Genomic DNA, 19,248 nt, shown 5'->3' on the forward strand with positions numbered 1-19,248 from the left:
CCCCTCACTCGCGATACATCGAAACCACCTTGCCCTGCGCGCCCTTGAGGCGTCGATGAGGCCGGTAGCCAAGCAGGCGCGACAATTCGCCCGCCGTTTCCCTGACTTTTTCCACCATCCGGTCCAGTTCGTCCTGCGCCAGGCGCGAGGCCGGAATGGTGGCGCCCAGTGCCGCCACCACCTTGCCCGTGCGGTCGCGCACCGGCGCCGCGATCGTGGAAATACTGGCTTCGAAGAAGCCTTCCTGCACGACAAAGCCGCGCTGCTGGACCTGCTGCACCAACTCGAACAGCGTCTCCACCGTACGCGGCGTGTTGTCCGAGTAGACCTGCAACTGCGGCTCCGGATACAGCTCCCGAAGTTGCGCGATATCGAGGTCTTCCATCAACACGTGCCCCAGTACCGTGGCATGCGCCGGCAGCCGTGCGCCCACGTTGACGTTGCTTGCGAACGGGCGCGACGCCGCGGCCTTGGCGACATACACGACCGAACGGCCATCGCGCACGACGAGGTTGCACGGATACTCGATCTCGTCGCGCAGGCGGTTCAGCAGCGGTCCGCCAAGCTCGGTCAATTCCAGCGACGCCAGGTAGTCAAAGCCAAGCCGCAGCACTGCCAGGCCAAGGCGATACTCGCGACCGCCATCGGCACGCTCCACATAGCCAGTGGCTTCCAGCGTGGCCAGCAGGCGGAACACGGTCGAGCGCGGCACGTTGAGCCGGCGCGACAGGTCCGCGGCCGACAGCACGCGATCACGCGCGCTGAATTCGGCCAACAGGCGCAGGCCGCGTTCGAGTCCCGGGACGATGTACTTGTCCTGGGAATCGTTGTCGGTCCCGGCGTTGGCGGTCGGCGCGGTGGCGTCGGCCACGGCAGCGGTTGGATTGGCGCTCATGCTCTGGTTCGGCTATCGTTGGATTTCACCGTGCGCTTAGCGCTTGACCTTGGTCAGCGGGTGCTCGGGCGGATACGTCGGCGTGATCGGCTTCTTGGCGCCGAGCATCACGCACATCAGCGCGTCTTCCTCGCCGATGTTGATCTCCTCGCGATACACGCCCGGCGGCACCGATACGAGGTCACGGTCGGTCAGGATGGTCTCGAAGCGCTCGCCGTCCTTTTCCAGGATCAGCTTGATCTTGCCGCGCAGGATGAAGAACACTTCTTCCACATCGGTGTGCAGGTGCGACGGACCTTCATGGCCAGCCGGAATGATCATGGTCGAGAACGTGAAGTGTTCCGACGGCACCGTGTTGGCATCGGCCGCTACACCAGTGCCGCCCGTGCCCATGTAGCGCATCTGCGCGCGACGATACTTCGGGTCGTAGTCGGCCTGGAACTTCAGCGCGTCCCAGTCGTAGCGGCGCGTGCTGAAACGCGCAACGCGCGATTCCATCCACTGGTCGAACGAAGCGTCTTCCGGTTGTTCCCAGCTGCGCTTGATGTTTTGCTGTTGCGACAGATCGCTCATTTGGATTCCTCTGGATTGGATTGCGGGATTCAGTGCATCACAAAGCCGCCGTTGACCGCCAGCGTCTGGCCGGTCACGAAGCGGGCAAGATCGGACAGCGCGAACAGCACGGCGCCGCAGACGTCATCGGGTACCTGTTCGCGCTGGATGGCACGCTGGTTGCGGTACAGGTCGTGCCGGTGCTGCGGCACGTATTCGGTGGCTTCCACCAGCGTCAGGCCCGGCGCCACGGCGTTGACCGTGACATTGGCGTCGCCAAGTTCACGCGCCAGCGAACGGGTCATGCCAATGATGGCGCTCTTGCTGGCCACGTAGGCCAGCAGGTTCGGTGCGCCCCACAGCGGTGTATCGGATGCCAGGTTGATCACCGCACCATGGCCACTGGCACGCAGTGCCGGCGTGCACGCCGCGGTCATCAACCAGGTGCCGCGCACATTGACGTTCATCACACGGTCCCATGTGGCCACGTCGAGCGCGGTCAGGTCGCGGCCACCCGAATCGGTCACCGCGCCGTTGTTGACCAGCCCGTCGAGCCCACCGAGCGCTTCCACGGCGGCATCGGCACAGGCCTGCACCGATGCGGGGTCGTTCAGGTCCAGTACCAGCGGCACCACGTTGAAACCGCGTGCCTGCAGTCCTGCCGCCGATTCGTTCACGCGATCGGCCAGGATGTCGGCCATGGCAACGCTGCCACCGGCTTCCGCGATGGCCGTGGCAAAGGCCAGGCCCAGGCCGCGTGCTGCGCCGGTGACCAGCACCTTGCGGCCGGCCAGCAGATTGGCATACTTCGCATCAGGCATGGGTCGCGGCTCCGGCTACCGGTTGCAACATGGCCACCGGTTCTTCTGCCACTTCCGCGTCGGCACGGCGCTTCAGCAGACGACGCACGCGGGTGATGCCGGCATCGTGGGCATACAGCATCTCGTGATCGCGGGCGCCCGGTGCCATCGATTCCAGTACCACGCGGTCCTGTTCGAGTACGTCCCAGTGCAGGCCTTCCAGACGATTGCGATACAGGAAGCGCCACACATCGCGTTCCCAGCCTTGTACCTGACGGGTACGCCAGAAGAACACCATGCAATGTTCTTCGTCAACCGGCGTGGCAATGCCAACGATGCCGAACGGACCACCAGGGCCAACCTTGTCGCGGTACGGAATCGACAGGCGCAGCCACTGCGTGCCGGTCTCGCCAAACTCCACCCAGTCGAAGTTCACGCCACGCTGGCCAGTCTTCTCGAACACCAGGCCATGCTCGGTTTCCACGACCTGCATCACCGCGGATTTCTCGCCACTGGCCATCGAATGCGACACCGCATGCAGATAGGCGCCGTGCATCGGGTCCATCACGTTGTCGATCGCGTAGCGGTAATTGCAGTCCCAGTGCGCCACGCACAGGAAGTTGCTGTGCTCTTCGCCGACCAGTTCTTCGGGCAGGCGCAACGCATCGGCTTCGGTCGGCCCGCGATCACCGAACCACAGGAAGATGGCGCCGGCCTGCTCTTCCACCGGATAGCTACGCACGCAGGTACGGCCTTCCAGCGGGCAGTTGTCGACGGCCGGCACGCTCTTGACCTGGCCATCGCCGCCGACTTCCACGCCGTGGTACCAGCAGGCCACGCGGTCGCCAAGGTTCCAGCCCATCGACAGGCGCGCGCCACGGTGCGGGCAGCGATCTTCCAGGGCATTGAGGCGGCCGGCGTTGTCGCGCCACACCACGATGTTCTGGCTCAGGCGCGTGATGCCGATGGGGGCGTGCGTAACCTGCCACGAGGCCGCCACCGGGTACCAGTAGTTGCGCAATCCGGTGTTCAGGCGCGCTTCGGCGCGTGCTTGCTTGTTCGATTCCATTTCTGTGTCTCGCTTGACTGGCTGCAGGCGGCTCAGGCGCCCAGGCGACGCATTTCGGCGAGGAAGCGTTCCTCGGTCCACGACTGGCCGTCGGCGGCCAGCAAGCCAGTGCGGTTGAATGCGCGCACGATGTCTTCCGGCGACCTGGCGCCAGCTTCGAAAGCGGCTTCCAGCGCGTCGCCCAATGCGTTCTCGTAGGCGGTGGGCGCCGCGGCGCGCGTTTGCCAGACGATGTTGGTCACATGGCCGGGCTTCTCGATATGACCCTTGCCGGCAACGTTGTTGGGTGCGGGACGCTCCCAGGGCACCAGGTTCGGGTTGTACGCGAGGCTTTCCATTGCGCTTTGCTCCATGGCTTTCTGTGTGGGGGACGGCTGGCTCAATCGGCTGTCGCGCTCATTGGTTTGTTTTACCTATGAAACACGAGTTTAAATATTGAACACAGGTACGACTATAGACAACGAAGCTTTAAAGATTGATCGGGGTTAACCCGCGACTTGGAGAGGGCGCTGGCCGATAGCCGGCCAGCGTGGCGTACGCGGGTATTCAGGCGTGCGGGATGGCGGCGCGAATCAGTCGGGCAACAGCTTGCGGTTGCTCGATATAGCAGGCGTGACCTGCATCGGCGATCGGGTGGAATGGCAGCGCGAAGCGCTCGGCCAGCGCGGCGGACGCCACAGGTGTAGTCACCACGTCCTGCGCGCCACATCCCACTTCTACCGGACGCGCCCGTTGCTCCAGGTAGTGGCCGATATCGTCGCCGCATAGCAATGCCACGGCCTGGCGATAACCATCAGGGTTGAGCCGCTGCATGTTCCAGCGCACCCACGCTTGCGCGCCCGGCGTTGCCGCGGCACTTAGCAGGCGCGTGGGCCCGCGTTGCGCCAGACCGTCCACACCGTGCGTATCGAGAGCCTCGATACGCTGCCTGGCCACCTCGCGTGATTTTTCTTCGTTCCCGGGCGCACCATAGCCAAGCGCCGGGCTCAGCAGCAGGAATCGATCAGGCTGCATCGCGGCCGAAGCATGTGCCGCGTAGCCCGAAGCCATCAACGCGCCGAGCGAATGGCCGACGATCAGGTCCGGCCTCACTTGCAGCGCCTCCAGCAATCCTTCTAGCCGCATTGCATAGTCGCGCGCCGTGGGCTCCGCGACAGGCAACGGCGATGACTGTCCATAGCCCGGCGCATCCCAGGCAATCACGCGCGCACCAGCCGCCAGCAGACTGGCGCACGGCAACCACGATGCAGCTCCGGAACTGATGCCGTGCAAAAGCACTACGACCGGACCGCGTGAACCACCCACGCGGCAGGCCACCCGCGTGCCGTCGTTTCCGGTCATGACGACGCGTTCCGCGAAATGGCTGTCGAGAGCCGCAAGCAGGTCGGCACCTGGGTCGAGTGCACGATGGGGCGCGTATTGTTCCATATATGAAATTCAGATCCGCAAATAAAACATCTCGACTATAGGCCGTGTTTTTTGCTTCGTGGGATCAGGGTAAACATTTAGAAAAATCACCGCGATCAGATCGATCCGGATGCTTATCCCTTCGGGAGAAAAGTACGCCCTTACATGGGGCAACGCTGCGCGAGCCCTGCAAGGCGCGCCCCGCATGGTTCGCAAGGTGGTTGCGAATGCGCGGTTCATATGGGACTGCGCCGCGTCGGTGCGCGCCGCACCACTGCGGACAAGCGCAAGTCCCCTCGTCAGAGTGGCGTGGCCAACATGTCCTGGCGTCACCACTACGCCTCACTAGGGATCACCCTTATCCACGCCGTTTCGCGCCGTGACTATATTTCGCTCACACGTTTCCTATGTAGTTCATTGTTTTACTAATGAAACACGACAGAAATACGGCAGCCCCCATACCGTTGCCGCCGGAAACGTCCACGGAGCCCACAAGACTAGAGAAGGAAACGGTAGATGAAGATCGCAAAGTACGCGGCAGGCCTGCTAGCCGCAGCGCCCCTGCTGGCAACCGCCCAGTCGTCCGTCACCATGTATGGCGTGGTGGATACCGGCGTTGAGTATGTGAGCAATGTTGGTACCGGCGGCAATGGCGTGGTCCGCATGAACACGCTCACCGGCACCGTACCGTCGCGCTGGGGCCTGCGTGGCAGCGAGGATCTCGGCAATGGCCTGAAAAGCGTGTTCGTGCTCGAAAGCGGCTTCGCGCCGGACTCCGGCACATCCAACCAGGGCGGTCGTCTGTTCGGACGCCAGGCGCTGGTCGGTCTGTCCTCGAACCAGTGGGGCCAGATTTCGTTCGGCCGCCAGTACACGATGCTGTTCTGGGCCACGCTCGATCCGGACATCCTGGGACCGAACGCGTTCGGATCCGGTTCGCTCGACAGCTATCTGCCCAACACACGCGCTGACAATTCCATCGCTTACAAGGGCACCTTCGGCGGCCTGACCATGGGCGCCACCTACAGCTTTGGCCGCGACGTGGCCAATGGCGGCCCGAGCCCGTCCGGCACCAACTGCGCGGGCGAGAACCCGGCCAACAAGAGCCAATGCCGCGAATGGTCGGCCATGATCGGCTGGGACCAGAAATGGTGGGGCATCACCGCCGCCTATGATTCGCAGCGCGGAGGCCCGGGCGCGTTTGGCGGCCTGACCAGCAGCAGCCTGCGCGACGACCGCGCGTCGATTGCCGGCTACATGCTGTTCAACAAGACCAAGATCGGTGCCGGCGTGATCCGCCGCGAGAACCAGGGCAGCACGACGCCGTTGTCCGAGTTGTACTACATCGGTGCCGCGTACGACATCACGCCCGCATTCACGCTGGCCGGCCAGGTCTACTACCTGAACTACCAGAACAGCGACAACAAGGCGATGCTGTACGCCGTGCGCGGCATGTACAACTTCAGCAAGCGCACCGCCGTGTACGCCACCGCCGGCTACATCAACAACGACGGCACGCTGGCGATGTCCGTGAGCGGCGCGCAGGCTGGCGCCAATCCGAAGCCGGGTGGCCAGCAGTTTGGCGCGATGGTCGGCATCAAGCACGTCTTCTGAGCGAGATCGACATGAAAGTGAACACTGTCCGCCGCATCATCGTCGCCGCCATTGGCGCGGCAATCGGCACCGCCGCGCTGCTCAGCACTGCCCCCTCGATGGCGCAGGGCACGTATCCCAACAAGCCGATCACGATCGTGGTGGCCTATCCCGCCGGTGGCGACACCGACGTGCTGGCCCGCCTGATGGCCGAGAAACTGGCCGCGCGCCTGAAGCAATCGGTCGTGGTGGAAAACCGTACCGGCGCCGCCGGCACCATCGGCAGCGCCTATGTGGCGCGCGCCGCCGCCGACGGCTACACGCTGCTGCTGGCACCCAACACAGTGTCGATCGCACCGCTGGTACTGAAGGCCGGCACCGGCGCCACGTACGACGTGCAAAACGATCTGACACCCATCGCCGAACTGGGCACGCAATCGCTGTTCGTGGTCGTGAACAAGAACAGCGGCATCACGCGCATGAGTGACCTCGTGGCACGCGCCAAGGCAGGCAAGGTGGAAACCTACGCCACGCCTGGCAATGGCTCGCCGATGCACATCATGGGCGAACTGTTCAACAAGTCGGCCAACGTCAAGATCTCGCAGGTGCCATACCGTGGCACCGCGCCTGCCATCGTCGACGTGCTGGGCGGACAGGTGCCGATGACCTACGTAACTTACGGCGCCGTGGCGCAGTATGTCGGCAACGGCACGCTGTTGCCACTGGCCGTGGCCGACCAGAAGCGCTCACCGTTTGCCCCGAACGTGCCGACGCTGGCCGAACTCGGCTACAAGGACGTGGAAATCGGCGCGTGGCAGGCCTTGCTGGGTCCGAAGAACTTGCCGCCCGAGATCGTGCGCACGCTTAATGGCCATGTGAACGAGATCCTGAAGCAACCAGACGTGATCGCGCGTATGGCCACCATCGCCGTCACCCCGGTCGGCGGCGATCCAGCCGTGCTGCAGAAGCTGATTGCCGCGGATCATGCCCGCTATACCAGGTTGGTCAAGGAATTCGCCATCCAGGCCGACTGAAGACAGGCCACGGGTCTGACGTTTTCTCGGAACGAGGGTAGTACTTGCAGCCCGGCGCAACGCCGGGCTTTTTTGTGTCAATCAGCTTGCAAAATGCGAATCGTCTCATCGACTTGCGTCAAAACAAAGTCAACACTGAGTGATCGCCAATCGTGGCGAGGCTCATTGCAAGGATGATCATGACCGACCTTACCGCACTTCGAAGCCCATTCCATATGTACGACACCGACGACATCACGATCAGCGGTGATGAAGCCCATGCGGTACTGGTCGGCATCGACGGGGTACTGGAACTGCTTGATAGACACAGCGAGACATCGGAGCAAACGTTCAACGCGTTCTGCCTGCCGTGCTTGGTGAGAGGGCATCTCGAAGACGTACTGCGGGACGCGGAGCCGTAACAAGCGCACTGCGTAGCCACCAATGCTTCGGTCGATGGACCATACGCACGGCCATAGTCAAGACCGGCATAGCAGGCCTGTCCGCTGGGACCGAGCGGCGCCCGCAGCTCACTGCCCTTCGCTCTCCGGCCAATTGGTTTTAGCCATCGAAACTACGTACCGAGTTGCGGCTGCCGATGGTCATGTCTTCGATGTAGTACAGCCGATCATTGGTGAATTGCCCCGCACCGTGGTCACGAAGCGGAACGCCTGGTCGGCGACCCGTAATGGTAGAGACAGGTTCGCGTCGAACACCATCATTTGGTAGCGCCACGTGGGGCCATCGTCAGCAGCCAGCGCATCGCGTTGCGCGCCGAAGGCGCCAACGCTCTGCCGAAACGCCAGCGTCGCATCGAGCTGCGACTGGCCGAAGTCGTGGCAATCGGTCACGCCCACCTCAAGGATTGTGTTGCTGTGGCGCTGCTGCGGATTTTCGGTGTCTTCGATATAGCTGTTGCCGAAGCGGCGCATCAACCGCACCGCATACCAAACACGTCGTTATGGCTGCGGCGCAGTACAAGGGACGTCATTGCTGCACTTTCGCAATTCCCCTAAAAAGCACCTCCACAGTTTCCGATCTGAATTATTTTTGACTCAGGGTTGGCTGCAGCGCACACGCAACGGACTGTCGACGTCCCGGTTCAATCGAGCCGCTGCGCGCGGAAATTACAACCTTGCGTAAGTTGCGCAGGGCTTTGTGCAGCGTCTATCGTTGGGTAGTCTTAACTTGCCGCAGGTCACTGGCTGGTATGAAACATGCACCTTGGCATGTTCCCTCTTTACCCACCTTTACTGCCTGATTCAGCGCCTAACAAGGAGACCGCCATGGCCATCGACGATCCGAACAACATCAACCCGAAAGATGCGCAGCAGCGCCTGCGTGCAGATACCCGGCAACTGGCGAAGGACCTTGACGACCTGCTTGCGCAGTTGCCCAACCTGACGGGCGAAGCCATCGAGTCAGCCAAGCAAACTTTTCTGTCCAAGGCCGCGAGCGGCTCCGACAAGCTCGCGGCGATCAAGGACTCGGTCAGCGACAGTGTGTCGCGTGGGCAGGAATGCGTGACCGAGTATGTGCATCAGCAACCGTTGCGGTCAGTGGGCATGGCGCTGGGCCTGGGGGTACTGCTGGGCGCATTGCTGTGCAGGCCGTCGCGGCATTGCAACCGCTATGACGACTGATGCCGATTGACTGATCGGATGCGCCTCAAGTTTCGCCGGGCGTAGCGCGCAGCGACGCCAGCAGGATCTCGGCCAGCCGCTCCACTTCGGGCGGCAGGCTTGCCGCCGCGCGCACCATCACCAGTAACATCGTCGGCAATGCAGGCAAGCCTGTTTCCGTTGCGGGCAGCGCTCGTACGCTCGCGGGCAAACCATAGCGCGAGCGTACAGTCAGGCCGAGGCCGGCGGCCGTGGCCGCCCATAGCCCCCCGAGACTCGGGCTTGAGAACGTGACACGCCATGGAATGCCGGCGCGGTCGAGCGCGGCAGTGGCAGCCGCGTGGAACTGGCACGGGCGGTCGAAAGCCACCAGCGGCAATGGCTCGCCCGAAGCCGGCTGCCACGGCACCGCGGCAGAACCCACCCAGCACATCTGGGGATCGTCTATCCGCTCGGTGTGCCGATGGCCCATGGCGTAACAGCTTTCCATTGGCTCACCGACAGCCGGATGCAGGTCGGCCCAGACCAGCGCGAGATCGCAGCGCCCGGTATCGATCCTTTCGAGCAGATCCGCATTGCGAGCCACCACCGCTTCAATGCGCACCTTCGGATGCGCTCGCGCAAAGCGGCCCAGGACTTCGGGCAACAGGCCTTCGCCAAACTCTTCCTGCAATCCAAGCCGGATGCCGCCAGACAGATCCACCCCACGCACCGCGGACACTGCTTCATCGTTCAGTTCCACCAGCCGGCGCGCATAGCCGAGCATTGCTTCGCCGGCGGCGGTCAGCGCAAGGCCACGCCCGGCCTTGCGGAACAGTGGCGTACCGGCTTGCTCCTCCAGCTTCTTGATCTGTGCACTGATTGCCGAAGTGGACCGGCCAACGCGGTCGGCTGCACGGGCAAAGCTGCCGAGTTCCATCCCGGCGAGCAGGCTACGCAACGCCGCCAGATCGAGGTTGATGCGTGACATCACAACCATCCTGTTTTATCGAACGATATATCGATTATTTTCTGATTTTCAGGATTAATTCTCGGTGACAGACTGGATCCCGTCAAATAGCTTCGAGATCACCTGTCAACCATGTCCTCCCACACCATTGCTGTTTCGCCATCGATGCCGCCGGCCCGGCGCTTTGGCCCCGCCCACCGCTGGAAGGTGCTCGCCGTTGGCGTGGCTGCCAATGCCAGTGTGCTGGCAGCAGTAGGCGGCATTCCGACCACGGCCGTCTGGATGCGCACCGGCTATCAACTCGACAATGCGCAAATTGGCCTGGCTGTCGGCGCGATCGGGCTTGGCACCGCGCTTTCGGAACTGCCCTGGGGCCTGGCCGCCGACCGCTGGGGTGATCGCCCCGTCCTGCTCGGTGGGCTCGCGGCCACCAGCGCCGCGCTACTGGCGATGGCGCTGTGGTTGGCGCCCACTATCGCGCATATTCCAACGCTGTCATGGCTGGTAGTGGCCATGATGCTGGTGGGTCTGGTTGGTGGCAGCGTCAATGGCGCGAGCGGCCGCGCGGTGATGCGCTGGTTTCACGAAGGTGAGCGCGGACTTGCAATGAGCATTCGGCAGACCGCGGTGCCGCTGGGTGGTGGCATTGGCGCGCTGACCCTGCCTTGGCTGGCGTCGACGGTCGGCTTTGCCTGGGCCTATGGTTGGGTAGCGCTACTGTGTGGCCTGTCGGCAGTACTGACCTGGCGCTGGTTACACGAACCGCCTGACACCGGGGCCGGTGTATCGGCCCATGATCGCAACTCCAATCCGCTCGGCCGCGCGGCGATCTGGCGCATAGTCATGGCCATCGGCCTGCTATGCGTACCGCAATTCGCAGTGCTGACATTCGCATCGATCTTCCTGCACGACCATGCGCATGCCGGCCTTGGCGTGATCACCGCGACGATGGTCGCGATCCAGGGCGGCGCAATGGTCATGCGCGTCTGGAGCGGCCGCTGGACCGACCGCCGTGGTAATCGGCGCGCCTACCTGCGCGGTTGTACGCTGGCCACCGTCCTGGCCTTCCTGATACTCGCGGCAGGCGTGCATGGCAGCCTGGCAAGCGCAACGCTGATGGCGCTGGTGCCGGTAATGCTTGCGGTTGCGGGCATCACGGTTTCAGCGTGGCACGGCGTGGGATATACCGAACTGGCCGCCTTGGCCGGCGCCGACCGCGCGGGCACGGCGCTAGGCATGGCCAATACCGTGGTGTTCTTCGGCTTTTTCCTGACGCCACTGGTGTTGCCACATTGGCTGGCGATGACATCGTGGCCGATAGTATGGGCAACCACGGCGGTCGTGGCGCTGGGGGTATGGCCATTGTTTCCAAAGGCTTGATAGCGGGAGACAAGGCGCGTCCAGCTGCAGGATCGCGCCGTTATTTTCCATCCTCTCTCGCGCGCCATTTCGAGACGCTGCAACCAAACTGCACCGCAAACCAGCGCGAAAACGCACTCAGCGAAGAAAATCCCAGTAGCGTGGCAACTTCCGACAGCGGGCGCGAGCGGTTCTCGATATAGCGCCTCACCAGGATCGTGCGCGCCTCGTTGACGACATCCGAATACGTCGTGCCATCCTGCACCAGCCAGCGGTGCACCGTGCGCCGGTCGACCCCCAGTTGCTGGGCCACCCGGTCCACCGAGCACATGCCGCTGGGCAGCAACGCGTGCACCAGCTTGCGCACCTTGTCCGTCATGTTCGTGTTCGATTGCGCCAGCAGCGTGCCAAGGTAGCGCTTTACCTGTTGCGCCATCACCGGATCATACGAAGGCAGCGGCGCCTCCAGATCCTGCGCCACGCACACGATGCCGTCGAAATCCTGGTTATATAACGCCGGCATGCCGAATACGCGCTGGCAAGTGGCCATGCTATCGGGCGCACGGTGCGTAAAGCAGATGCTGCGCGGGCGCCACGCCGGCCCCAGGAACAACGTCAGCATGCGAAACATCACGCCAGCCGCGAGTTCGGTGGCCTGGCGCAAGGAGCCGGGCGCATCGCTGAGGATCTGCAGGCGGATCAGCACCAGTCCCTCGGCCTCTTCCACGCGCATCGCCAACGCCTCGTTCTGCAGGCCCATGTGCCGCACCATCGACTCCAGTGCGCGGCGCAACGTGGCCTCCTCACGTACCACGAATGCCAGCGGGCCGAGATTGGAGAACTGCCGCTGCTCGGCCATGCGCAAGCCAAAATCGTCGGCACGCGCGGCACGGGCCGAGTTCTCCAGCAACCGGCCGACATGCTCCGCCGGAATGCGGATATCGGGATCGAGCAACGCATTGCGGCTGATCTTTGCCGCACGAAGCATCTGGTGTGGATCGAGCCCGACAGCCCGTGCCACATCCACATAGTTAGTGAGGCTTGCACTGCGTAGGTAGTAGGACATCGTGTTTTCCCTGACTGTCCCGAAATGTAAATCGATCGTCCCGAATCGTCAAATCACAGCGCACCATTGGCCGATACTTCGGGCACTGGAAACGCACCTGACATAAGGAGACGACATGCAGTTCCTCGACGATTCCCTGCACCCCGAGAACATGGACAAGGTGGTCATCACCGTGGCGCCGTATGGCCCCGAGTGGATGCCCGAAGACTTCCCGGAAGACATTCCCGTCACCATGGAAGAACAGGTGCAGAAGGCCGTGGATTGCTACGAAGCCGGCGCCACGGTATTGCACCTGCATGTGCGCGAACTCGACGGCAAGGGCTCCAAGCGCCTGTCAAAGTTCAATGAACTGATTGCCGGCGTGCGCGCCGCGGTGCCCGACATGATCATCCAGGTGGGCGGCTCGATTTCGTTCGCACCCGAAGACGAAGGCCAGGCTGCCGTGTGGCTGTCGGACGATACGCGCCACATGCTGGCCGATCTGACACCGGCACCGGACCAGGTCACCGTGGCCATCAACACCACGCAGATGAACATCATGGAACTGCTGTACCCCGAGTATCTGGAGGGTACCTCGCTGTCCAATCCCGCCTATATCGAGGCGTATCGCGAAATGACCGTACCGGCCGGTCCGGGATGGGTCGAGGAACACCTGCGCCGCCTGAGCGCCGCGGGGATCCAGCCGCATTTCCAGCTGACCGGCATCCATGCACTGGAAACGCTCGAACGCATGGTGCGTGCCGGCGCCTACAAGGGTCCGCTGAACCTGACCTGGATCGGCATCGGCGGGGGCTTTGACGGTCCGAACCCGTTCAACTTCTTCAACTTCATCCACCGCGCGCCAGACGGCTGCACGCTGACCGCTGAATCGCTGCTCAAGAACGTGCTGCCCTTCAACACGATGGCGATGGCCATGGGCCTGCATCCGCGCTGCGGCATCGAGGACACCATCATCGACCAGCATGGCAACCGCATGACGTCGGTGCAGCAGATCCAGCAATGCGTGCGCGTGGCGCATGAGCTGGGGCGTGAGATCGCCTCGGGCAAGGAAGCGCGCGAGATCTACCGCATCGGTACCTGGTACGACAGCGTCGACGAAACGCTGACCGCGCACGGCATGCTGCCGAACCGCCGGGTGGGCCAGAAGAACCTGCCGCTGCGCCGCGCAGCCTGAGCCCAAATATCGCCGCATAGCACCACGTAGCAACTTCTCCGCCATGCCAGACCCGTCCCACACATTGCCCGCGAGCAACCCGTGCATCAATATCTGCCGGCTCGACCAGGCGCGCCGTTATTGCCAGGGCTGCGGCAGGACGCCAATTGAAATCGGCCTGTGGGACGGCATGACGGAGGCCCAGCGGGCCTTTGTCATGGCGGCGCTGCCCGCGCGCAAGCGGCGCACGCCCGTAGCCACCGGGGCTACCACCGACTGACGATGCGCCGCACGACGTATGCGGCGCACGCCACGCTTTTCACCGGTCCTGCCATGGAATCTTCGACACTTTCCTCCCAGCCAAAGCGAGGCAGGTCCGGTCTTTTATTGCCTTGCACCTATAAACAAAGAGAGGAGACAACCATGCTGAAACGACCTGCGCTGCTTCGTCTGCGCCGCGCCACCATCGCCGCCCTGGCGGCGTTCGGCACGCTGGCAATGCCCGCCGCCATGGCATGGACCAGCAAGCCTGTACGCGTGCTGGTACCCGCACCGGCGGGCGGCACCATGGATGTCATGGCACGCCTGCTGGCCGAACAGCTTGCCACCGACCTGGGCCAGCCCGTGGTGGTCGACAACAAGCCGGGCGGTGGTGGTGCCATCGCCATCAACACCATGCTGGCAGCGCCGGCCGATGGCCAGACCATCATGGTCACCGCAACCAATGTGCTGACCGAAGTGCCCCAGGTTCAGAAAACGCCGTACGACACGATGAAGGACATCCGGCCGATCGCGGCGGTGGGCCGTTCGCGCATGGTGCTGGTAGGCACGCCAAACCTGCCGGCCAAGGACCTCAAGAGCCTGATCAAGTACGCCAAGGCCAATCCGGGCAAGCTCAGCTTTGCGTCGTACAGTGCGGGCACCGCATCGCACTACGCGGGAGCGATCATGAACCAGGAAGCTGGCATCGATCTGCAGCACGTGCCGTTCGCCGGTTCGGGCCCTGCGCTCGCACAGGTGATGGGCGGTCAGATTCCGCTGATGTATGACGGCATGGTGACCTCGCTGCCCATGATCCGCGCCGGCAAGCTGCAGCCGTATGCAGTGGCATCGAAAAATCGCTCGCCGCTGCTACCGCAGGTGCCGACCTTCGCTGAACAGGGCTATCCCGATATCGATTTCAGCAACTGGGTCGGTGTCATCGCCTCGGCACAGGTGCCCGCCGACCTGGCTCAGAAGATCCAGGGCGCGGTCTACAAGGCCGCAGCCAGCCCCAAGGTTCGCGAGCGCCTGGAAGCGCTGGGCTATGAACCGATGCCAGCGCAGTCGCTGCAGGACCTCAACCAGTCCCTGCATGCGGAATACGAGCGCAACGCGGGGATCGTCAAAACGTTTGCGATCAAGCCTTGAGGGGCTGAGGCGAGGGGTCGGCTGGATCGAGGCCCGAATTTCAGCCGATCGACTCGACCGTGCCGGAGATCCGTATCGTCCGCAACGCCGGCTGTACGCAAGTGCTCACACGGTGCTGCGCTTACCGCTGGATGCGGTACGGGGACATCGTCGGCGCTCCTATCTGGTTTTCGGCGATCAACTGCGCATATGGGCCCGGAACAGGGAAGACCTGCCAGCACAGCTCCGTGAGTTGTGGCGACGCATGGCATTGACATCCTCCCCGCCCTAAACGAACCCTAAACGACGGGGATTCCTACCGCGCTTAGGCCGCGAGGGCCTGAGTCGCCTCGGTGGGTTCCTGCTTCTTCGAGCGGCCCGACTGCACCGGCTCTCCACAGGCTAACAAGCGCTGTCCGCGCTCTAATATATTGCTCGCGCCGACGTGATCGGCGTTGTTCTTGCACCCCCATTGGACACAAACGAACAGCGCCTGCATCAGTTCGAATCTAAAGGCTTGGAGTCGTTGCATCGGCCACATGGTACAAGTGGTCTATGAGCGGAGACAATGACACTCGTCAACGGACGGCATTGTGGTGTCTTCGCCAGCGTGTGCGCCAACTTCGAATCAGCGTTGGTTGAGTTCGACGCAGAAGACCACTCCTAAAAGGACGGCTTCGCCGTCCGCGCTATCCTTCCTCCCCCTGAACGACAGGCTGATTGCCGACGCCCGCACCGCATTCGCCTACAGCGAATGGCTCGACACCACCCTCAAGTAAAAAGGCCGCCCCGAATCCGGAGCGGCCTGACTTCATCTCACATCCATCTCACGCAGCTTTCTTTTCTCGTAGCTGCTTCTTGTCAATCTTGCCAACGCTGGTCTTGGGAATCGCCGCAACGAATGCAATGCGATCCGCATCCGGTACAGCGAACTTGCTCAGCCGCTGCGTGCCGACGTGTTCGAGCAAGGCAGTGCGGATTTGTTCTCCACTGACCTCCACACCTTCCGCACGCACCACATAGGCCATCGGTCGTTCGCCCCAACGCGCATCGGGCACCGCCACCACCGCGCATTCCCGCACGCCCGGCACCTGCGTCACAAGGTTCTCGATCTCGATCGACGACACCCATTCGCCGCCGGTCTTGATCACGTCCTTGAGGCGGTCCACGATCTGCACAAAGCCGTCCTGGCCCATTACCGCCACGTCCTGCGTGTGCAGGTAGCCGTCCGCCCACAGTTCCTCCGATGCCGATGGCTTACGGAAGTACGACTTGGTCAGGTACGGCGCACGCAACACGATCTCGCCCTGCGCCTGGCCGTCGCGCGGTACTTCGCGCATGTCGGTACCGACCACCCGAAAATCGACCAGCGGCACCGGACGGCCCGTCGCGCAGCGCATGCGCACTTCTTCGGCGCGGCTCTTCGGCACGCAGCCCGGAGGTAGCTGGGCCAGCGCAACAATCGGGCCGGTCTCGGACATGCCATAGCCGGCGAAGATATCGATACCGCGTGCCAGTGCCGCTTCGCACAGCACGGGCGGCAGCGCGGAGCCGCCGATGATGATCTTCCAGCCGGACAGGTCCTGATCGTTCTGCGCGGCTTCCTGAAGCAGCATCTGCAGGATGGTCGGCACGCAATGCGAGAACGTGACCTTCTCGGTGGCGCGCAGTTTCAGCAGCGCGGCCGGTACGTAACGGCCGGGCAGTACCGTGCGCAAGCCAAGCATGATCGCGACGTACGGCATGCCCCACGCCATGACGTGGAACATCGGTGTGATCGGCATGTACACGTCCTCGCGATGCATGCGCTGGCCTTCGCGCGGCGCGCACAGGCTTGTGGCGGTCGTCAGCGTGTGCAGCACGATATCGCGGTGGCTGTAGCACACGCCCTTGGGATCGCCCGTGGTACCCGTGGTGTAGAACGTGGTGGCCTTGGTGCGTTCATCGAAGTCAGCGAACTCGAAATCGGCGCTGGCCTGCGCGAGCATCGCCTCGTATTCACCGTCGAACGGCAATGCGTCCTGCGCCACGGCCTGGCCGTCGGCCATCAGCACGAAGCGCGGCTGGCGCACCAGCTTGTCGCGAATCTCCGCCAGTAACGGCACAAAGTCGGGATGGACCAGCACCACATCGGCGCCGGCGTCGTTCAGCGTATAGAGGATCTGCTGCGGCGACAGGCGGACGTTCACGGTAAATAACGTCGCGCCCATCATCGGTATGCCGAAGTAGCACTCCAGATAGCGATGGCTATCCCAGTCCATCACGGCCACGGTGGAACCGTGGCGCACGCCCAGCGACGTCAAGGCGCTTGCGAGCTTGCCCAGCCGGCCATGGAAATCGCGGTAGGTATAGCGCGACTCGCCGCGATAACTGATCTCCTGGTCACCATGCAGGCTGATGGCGTTCACCAGCAACTGCTTGACCAGCAACGGATAGGCGTAGGCGGAGGGCGTGGAAACGATAAGGTTGTCTTTCATTACTGCTCTTGCTCGCAAAAATCTGTCAGAACGGCACGCTGCCGATGATGCCGGCGCGTTCCATCTTGCGGTGGCACGGCGGATAGTCCATCACCGCGTAGTGTTGCGTGGCCGTGTTGTCCCAGATCGCCACGCTGTTGGGTTCCCAGCGCCAGCGCACCTGGAACTCCGGGATATAGGCCTGCGACACCAGATAGCGCAGCAGGTCGGCCGCGCCCGGATTGGCATCCTGGCCAAAGCGCACGCGCGCCGCGGTATGGAAGTTGGTGAAATGGGTCGTGAAGCCGTTGACGTACAGGATCTTCTCGCCGGTGTCCGGATGGGTACGCACCACGGGATGCTCGGCGTCGGGAAACTGGGCCTTGAGCGCGAGCCGCTTCTCGATTGGCATGGCGGCACCGAAACTGGCCTCGATGCTGTGGCGCGCGCGCAGGTCGGCAATCTGCGCCTTGACCGTATCGGGCAAGCGCTCATAGGCCAGTGCCATATTGGCCCACATCGTGTCGCCGCCGACCGGCGGACTTTCCACGCAGCGCAGCACCGCGCCAAACTGCGGCGCCTCGCGCCATGTAGTGTCCGAATGCCAGCAGTTTTCGTAGCGATCGTTCGGCTGTTCGGGCGATTTGTAGATGCGCACCAGGCCCGGATGCTCGGGATCGCTGCCGGCTACCGGATGATCCTCGAGCTCACCGAAGCGGCGCGCGAATGCCACGTGCTCGGCGCGGTTGAACTGCTGGTTACGCAGGAACAGCACGCGATGCTTGAGCAACTGGGCACGGATCTCGCCAAACAGGTCGTCGTTGCGCACCGCTTCGGCCAGGTCCACGCCCACCAGTTCCGCGCCGATCGCGCAGGTCAATTGTCGGATTTGCATGTCACGCTCCTCAGATGACGAAGATCGACGATCCCGTGGTCTTGCGCGACTCCAGGTCGCGATGCGCCTGTACCGCGTCTTCCAGCGCGTAGCGCTGGTTGATTTCAATCTTGATGCGGCCCGCGCCCACGTGATCGAACAGCTCGCCCGCGAGTTCGGCTTTCTCGGCCGGGTCGGCGATATAGTCGGCCAGCGCGGGGCGGGTCACGTACAGTGAGCCCTTCATGGCCAGCAATACCGGATCGAACGGCGGGATCGGACCCGACGCCGTGCCCACGCAGACCAGCAGGCCGCGCCGCTTGAGCGAGTCCAGCGACGCCATGAAGGTGCTCTTGCCCACGCTGTCGAACACTACCGTGGCGCCCACGCCATCGGTAATCTCACGCACGCGGCTGGCCACGTCCTCATGGCTGTAGTTGATGATGTGATCGCAACCGTGCGCCCTGGCGACTTCCGCCTTGGCTTCGGTGGACACGGTACCGATCACGTTCAGGCCGAGCAGCTTGGCCCATTGCGACACGATCAGGCCCACGCCACCGGCTGCGGCATGCAGCAGGATGGTGTCGCCGCGCCGGAACGCATGGATGCGGCGCATCAGATACGCGGAAGTCAGCCCGCGCATGGTCATGGCGGCTGCGGTCTCGAACCCGATGCTTTCCGGCAGGCGCACCAGCGGTGCGGCCGGTACCAGTCGCTCGGTGCTGTAGGCACCCAGCGTGTTCAAAAAGCCCGTGTAGGTCACGCGGTCGCCCACGGCCACATTGGTAACGCCCTGGCCGATGGCCTGCACCACGCCGGATGCTTCTACCCCCATGCCCGCAGGTAGCGGTACCGGATAGGTGCCGTTGCGGAAGTAGGTGTCGGCATAGTTCAGCCCAACCGCCACATGGCGAATCCGGACCTGACCCGGGCCCGGATCTCCTACCTCGACGTCTTCATAGCGAAGCACCTCCGGCCCACCGGTTTCATACATGCGCACTGCCTTGGCCATCTGCCTGTCTCCTCGATTACGGGGCGTCACGACATGTGC

The 19,248-nt window shown here is 63.3% G+C and carries 20 protein-coding genes; 8 read left to right on the forward strand and 12 right to left on the reverse strand.

Annotated features, from left to right (window positions below; translation table 11 throughout):
- Positions 1–4: 4 nt before the first annotated feature.
- The 6 genes from ACO550_RS15240 to ACO550_RS15265 all read right to left on the reverse strand — a co-directional run bounded on the left by ACO550_RS15240 (position 5) and on the right by ACO550_RS15265 (position 4,744).
- Positions 5–895: an IclR family transcriptional regulator gene (locus ACO550_RS15240; RefSeq protein WP_315592379.1), complete on the reverse strand. Its 891-nt coding sequence runs from the start codon at positions 893–895 to the stop codon at positions 5–7.
- Positions 896–931: 36 nt separating this feature from the next.
- Positions 932–1,468: a cupin domain-containing protein gene (locus ACO550_RS15245; RefSeq protein ID WP_315592380.1), complete on the reverse strand. Its 537-nt coding sequence runs from the start codon at positions 1,466–1,468 to the stop codon at positions 932–934.
- Between the two features lie 29 nt (positions 1,469–1,497).
- Positions 1,498–2,268 carry an SDR family oxidoreductase gene (locus tag ACO550_RS15250; RefSeq protein ID WP_315592381.1) on the reverse strand — a complete coding sequence of 257 codons (771 nt, stop codon included), beginning with the start codon at positions 2,266–2,268 and terminating at the stop codon, positions 1,498–1,500.
- Positions 2,261–3,316 carry a Rieske 2Fe-2S domain-containing protein gene (locus ACO550_RS15255; protein ID WP_315592382.1) on the reverse strand — a complete coding sequence of 352 codons (1,056 nt, stop codon included), beginning with the start codon at positions 3,314–3,316 and terminating at the stop codon, positions 2,261–2,263. Before ACO550_RS15255 ends, ACO550_RS15250 begins: the two co-directional genes overlap by 8 nt.
- 32 nt (positions 3,317–3,348) lie before the next feature.
- Positions 3,349–3,654 (reverse strand): recombinase-like helix-turn-helix domain-containing protein, encoded by a 306-nt coding sequence (locus ACO550_RS15260; RefSeq protein WP_485994894.1) that lies wholly within the window; start codon positions 3,652–3,654, stop codon positions 3,349–3,351.
- A 208-nt stretch (positions 3,655–3,862) separates the two neighbouring features.
- On the reverse strand, positions 3,863–4,744 hold the full coding sequence (locus ACO550_RS15265; RefSeq protein ID WP_315592384.1) for an alpha/beta fold hydrolase: 882 nt from the start codon (positions 4,742–4,744) through the stop codon (positions 3,863–3,865).
- A 495-nt stretch (positions 4,745–5,239) separates the two neighbouring features.
- Between ACO550_RS15265 and ACO550_RS15270 the strand changes: the two genes are divergently transcribed.
- The 3 genes from ACO550_RS15270 (at position 5,240) to ACO550_RS15280 (ending at position 7,751) form a co-directional block, all read left to right on the forward strand.
- Positions 5,240–6,337, forward strand: a complete 1,098-nt coding sequence (locus tag ACO550_RS15270; protein WP_315592385.1) for a porin — start codon at positions 5,240–5,242, stop codon at positions 6,335–6,337.
- 11 nt (positions 6,338–6,348) lie between these two features.
- A complete protein-coding gene (locus ACO550_RS15275; protein WP_485994895.1) occupies positions 6,349–7,350 on the forward strand; it encodes a Bug family tripartite tricarboxylate transporter substrate binding protein in 1,002 nt (333 codons plus the stop codon).
- A gap of 179 nt (positions 7,351–7,529) precedes the next feature.
- Complete coding sequence (locus ACO550_RS15280) at positions 7,530–7,751, forward strand: hypothetical protein (protein WP_315592386.1); 222 nt, start codon at positions 7,530–7,532, stop codon at positions 7,749–7,751.
- Positions 7,752–7,931: 180 nt separating this feature from the next.
- Here ACO550_RS15280 and ACO550_RS15285 read toward each other — a convergent pair whose 3' ends face one another.
- A complete protein-coding gene (locus ACO550_RS15285; RefSeq protein WP_315592387.1) occupies positions 7,932–8,261 on the reverse strand; it encodes a ShlB/FhaC/HecB family hemolysin secretion/activation protein in 330 nt (109 codons plus the stop codon).
- A gap of 354 nt (positions 8,262–8,615) precedes the next feature.
- Here ACO550_RS15285 and ACO550_RS15290 point away from each other — a divergent pair, with 354 nt between their 5' ends.
- Entirely contained in the window at positions 8,616–8,972 is a 357-nt protein-coding gene (locus tag ACO550_RS15290) for an ElaB/YgaM/YqjD family protein (protein WP_315592388.1), read from the forward strand.
- Positions 8,973–8,997: 25 nt separating this feature from the next.
- On the opposite strand, the gene ACO550_RS15295 is transcribed toward ACO550_RS15290, so the two are convergent.
- Positions 8,998–9,921: a LysR substrate-binding domain-containing protein gene (locus tag ACO550_RS15295; RefSeq protein ID WP_315592389.1), complete on the reverse strand. Its 924-nt coding sequence runs from the start codon at positions 9,919–9,921 to the stop codon at positions 8,998–9,000.
- A 111-nt stretch (positions 9,922–10,032) separates the two neighbouring features.
- On the opposite strand from ACO550_RS15295, the gene ACO550_RS15300 reads away from it, so the two are divergent.
- Entirely contained in the window at positions 10,033–11,280 is a 1,248-nt protein-coding gene (locus tag ACO550_RS15300) for an MFS transporter (protein WP_315592390.1), read from the forward strand.
- Between the two features lie 40 nt (positions 11,281–11,320).
- Here ACO550_RS15300 and ACO550_RS15305 read toward each other — a convergent pair whose 3' ends face one another.
- A complete protein-coding gene (locus ACO550_RS15305) occupies positions 11,321–12,325 on the reverse strand; it encodes an AraC family transcriptional regulator ligand-binding domain-containing protein (protein ID WP_315592391.1) in 1,005 nt (334 codons plus the stop codon).
- Between the two features lie 115 nt (positions 12,326–12,440).
- On the opposite strand from ACO550_RS15305, the gene ACO550_RS15310 reads away from it, so the two are divergent.
- From ACO550_RS15310 to ACO550_RS15320, 3 genes are all read left to right on the forward strand, one after another.
- The gene (locus tag ACO550_RS15310; protein WP_315592392.1) at positions 12,441–13,499 is read left to right on the forward strand and encodes a 3-keto-5-aminohexanoate cleavage protein; all 1,059 of its coding nucleotides are present in this window, start codon (positions 12,441–12,443) and stop codon (positions 13,497–13,499) included.
- 43 nt (positions 13,500–13,542) lie between these two features.
- Entirely contained in the window at positions 13,543–13,758 is a 216-nt protein-coding gene (locus ACO550_RS15315) for a DUF1289 domain-containing protein (protein ID WP_315592393.1), read from the forward strand.
- A 143-nt stretch (positions 13,759–13,901) separates the two neighbouring features.
- On the forward strand, positions 13,902–14,888 hold the full coding sequence (locus ACO550_RS15320; RefSeq protein ID WP_315592394.1) for a tripartite tricarboxylate transporter substrate-binding protein: 987 nt from the start codon (positions 13,902–13,904) through the stop codon (positions 14,886–14,888).
- Between the two features lie 806 nt (positions 14,889–15,694).
- On the opposite strand, the gene ACO550_RS15325 is transcribed toward ACO550_RS15320, so the two are convergent.
- Genes ACO550_RS15325 through ACO550_RS15335 form a run of 3 tightly spaced genes read right to left on the reverse strand, consistent with a single transcriptional unit; the run spans position 15,695 to position 19,209 of the window.
- Positions 15,695–17,344, reverse strand: coding sequence for a long-chain-fatty-acid--CoA ligase (locus ACO550_RS15325; protein WP_315592395.1), 1,650 nt, complete (start codon positions 17,342–17,344; stop codon positions 15,695–15,697).
- Between the two features lie 25 nt (positions 17,345–17,369).
- On the reverse strand, positions 17,370–18,218 hold the full coding sequence (locus ACO550_RS15330; RefSeq protein ID WP_315592396.1) for a TauD/TfdA dioxygenase family protein: 849 nt from the start codon (positions 18,216–18,218) through the stop codon (positions 17,370–17,372).
- A 10-nt stretch (positions 18,219–18,228) separates the two neighbouring features.
- A complete protein-coding gene (locus ACO550_RS15335) occupies positions 18,229–19,209 on the reverse strand; it encodes a quinone oxidoreductase (protein ID WP_315592397.1) in 981 nt (326 codons plus the stop codon).
- Positions 19,210–19,248: the final 39 nt, after the last annotated feature.

This window comes from Cupriavidus sp. (genome assembly GCF_057315035.1).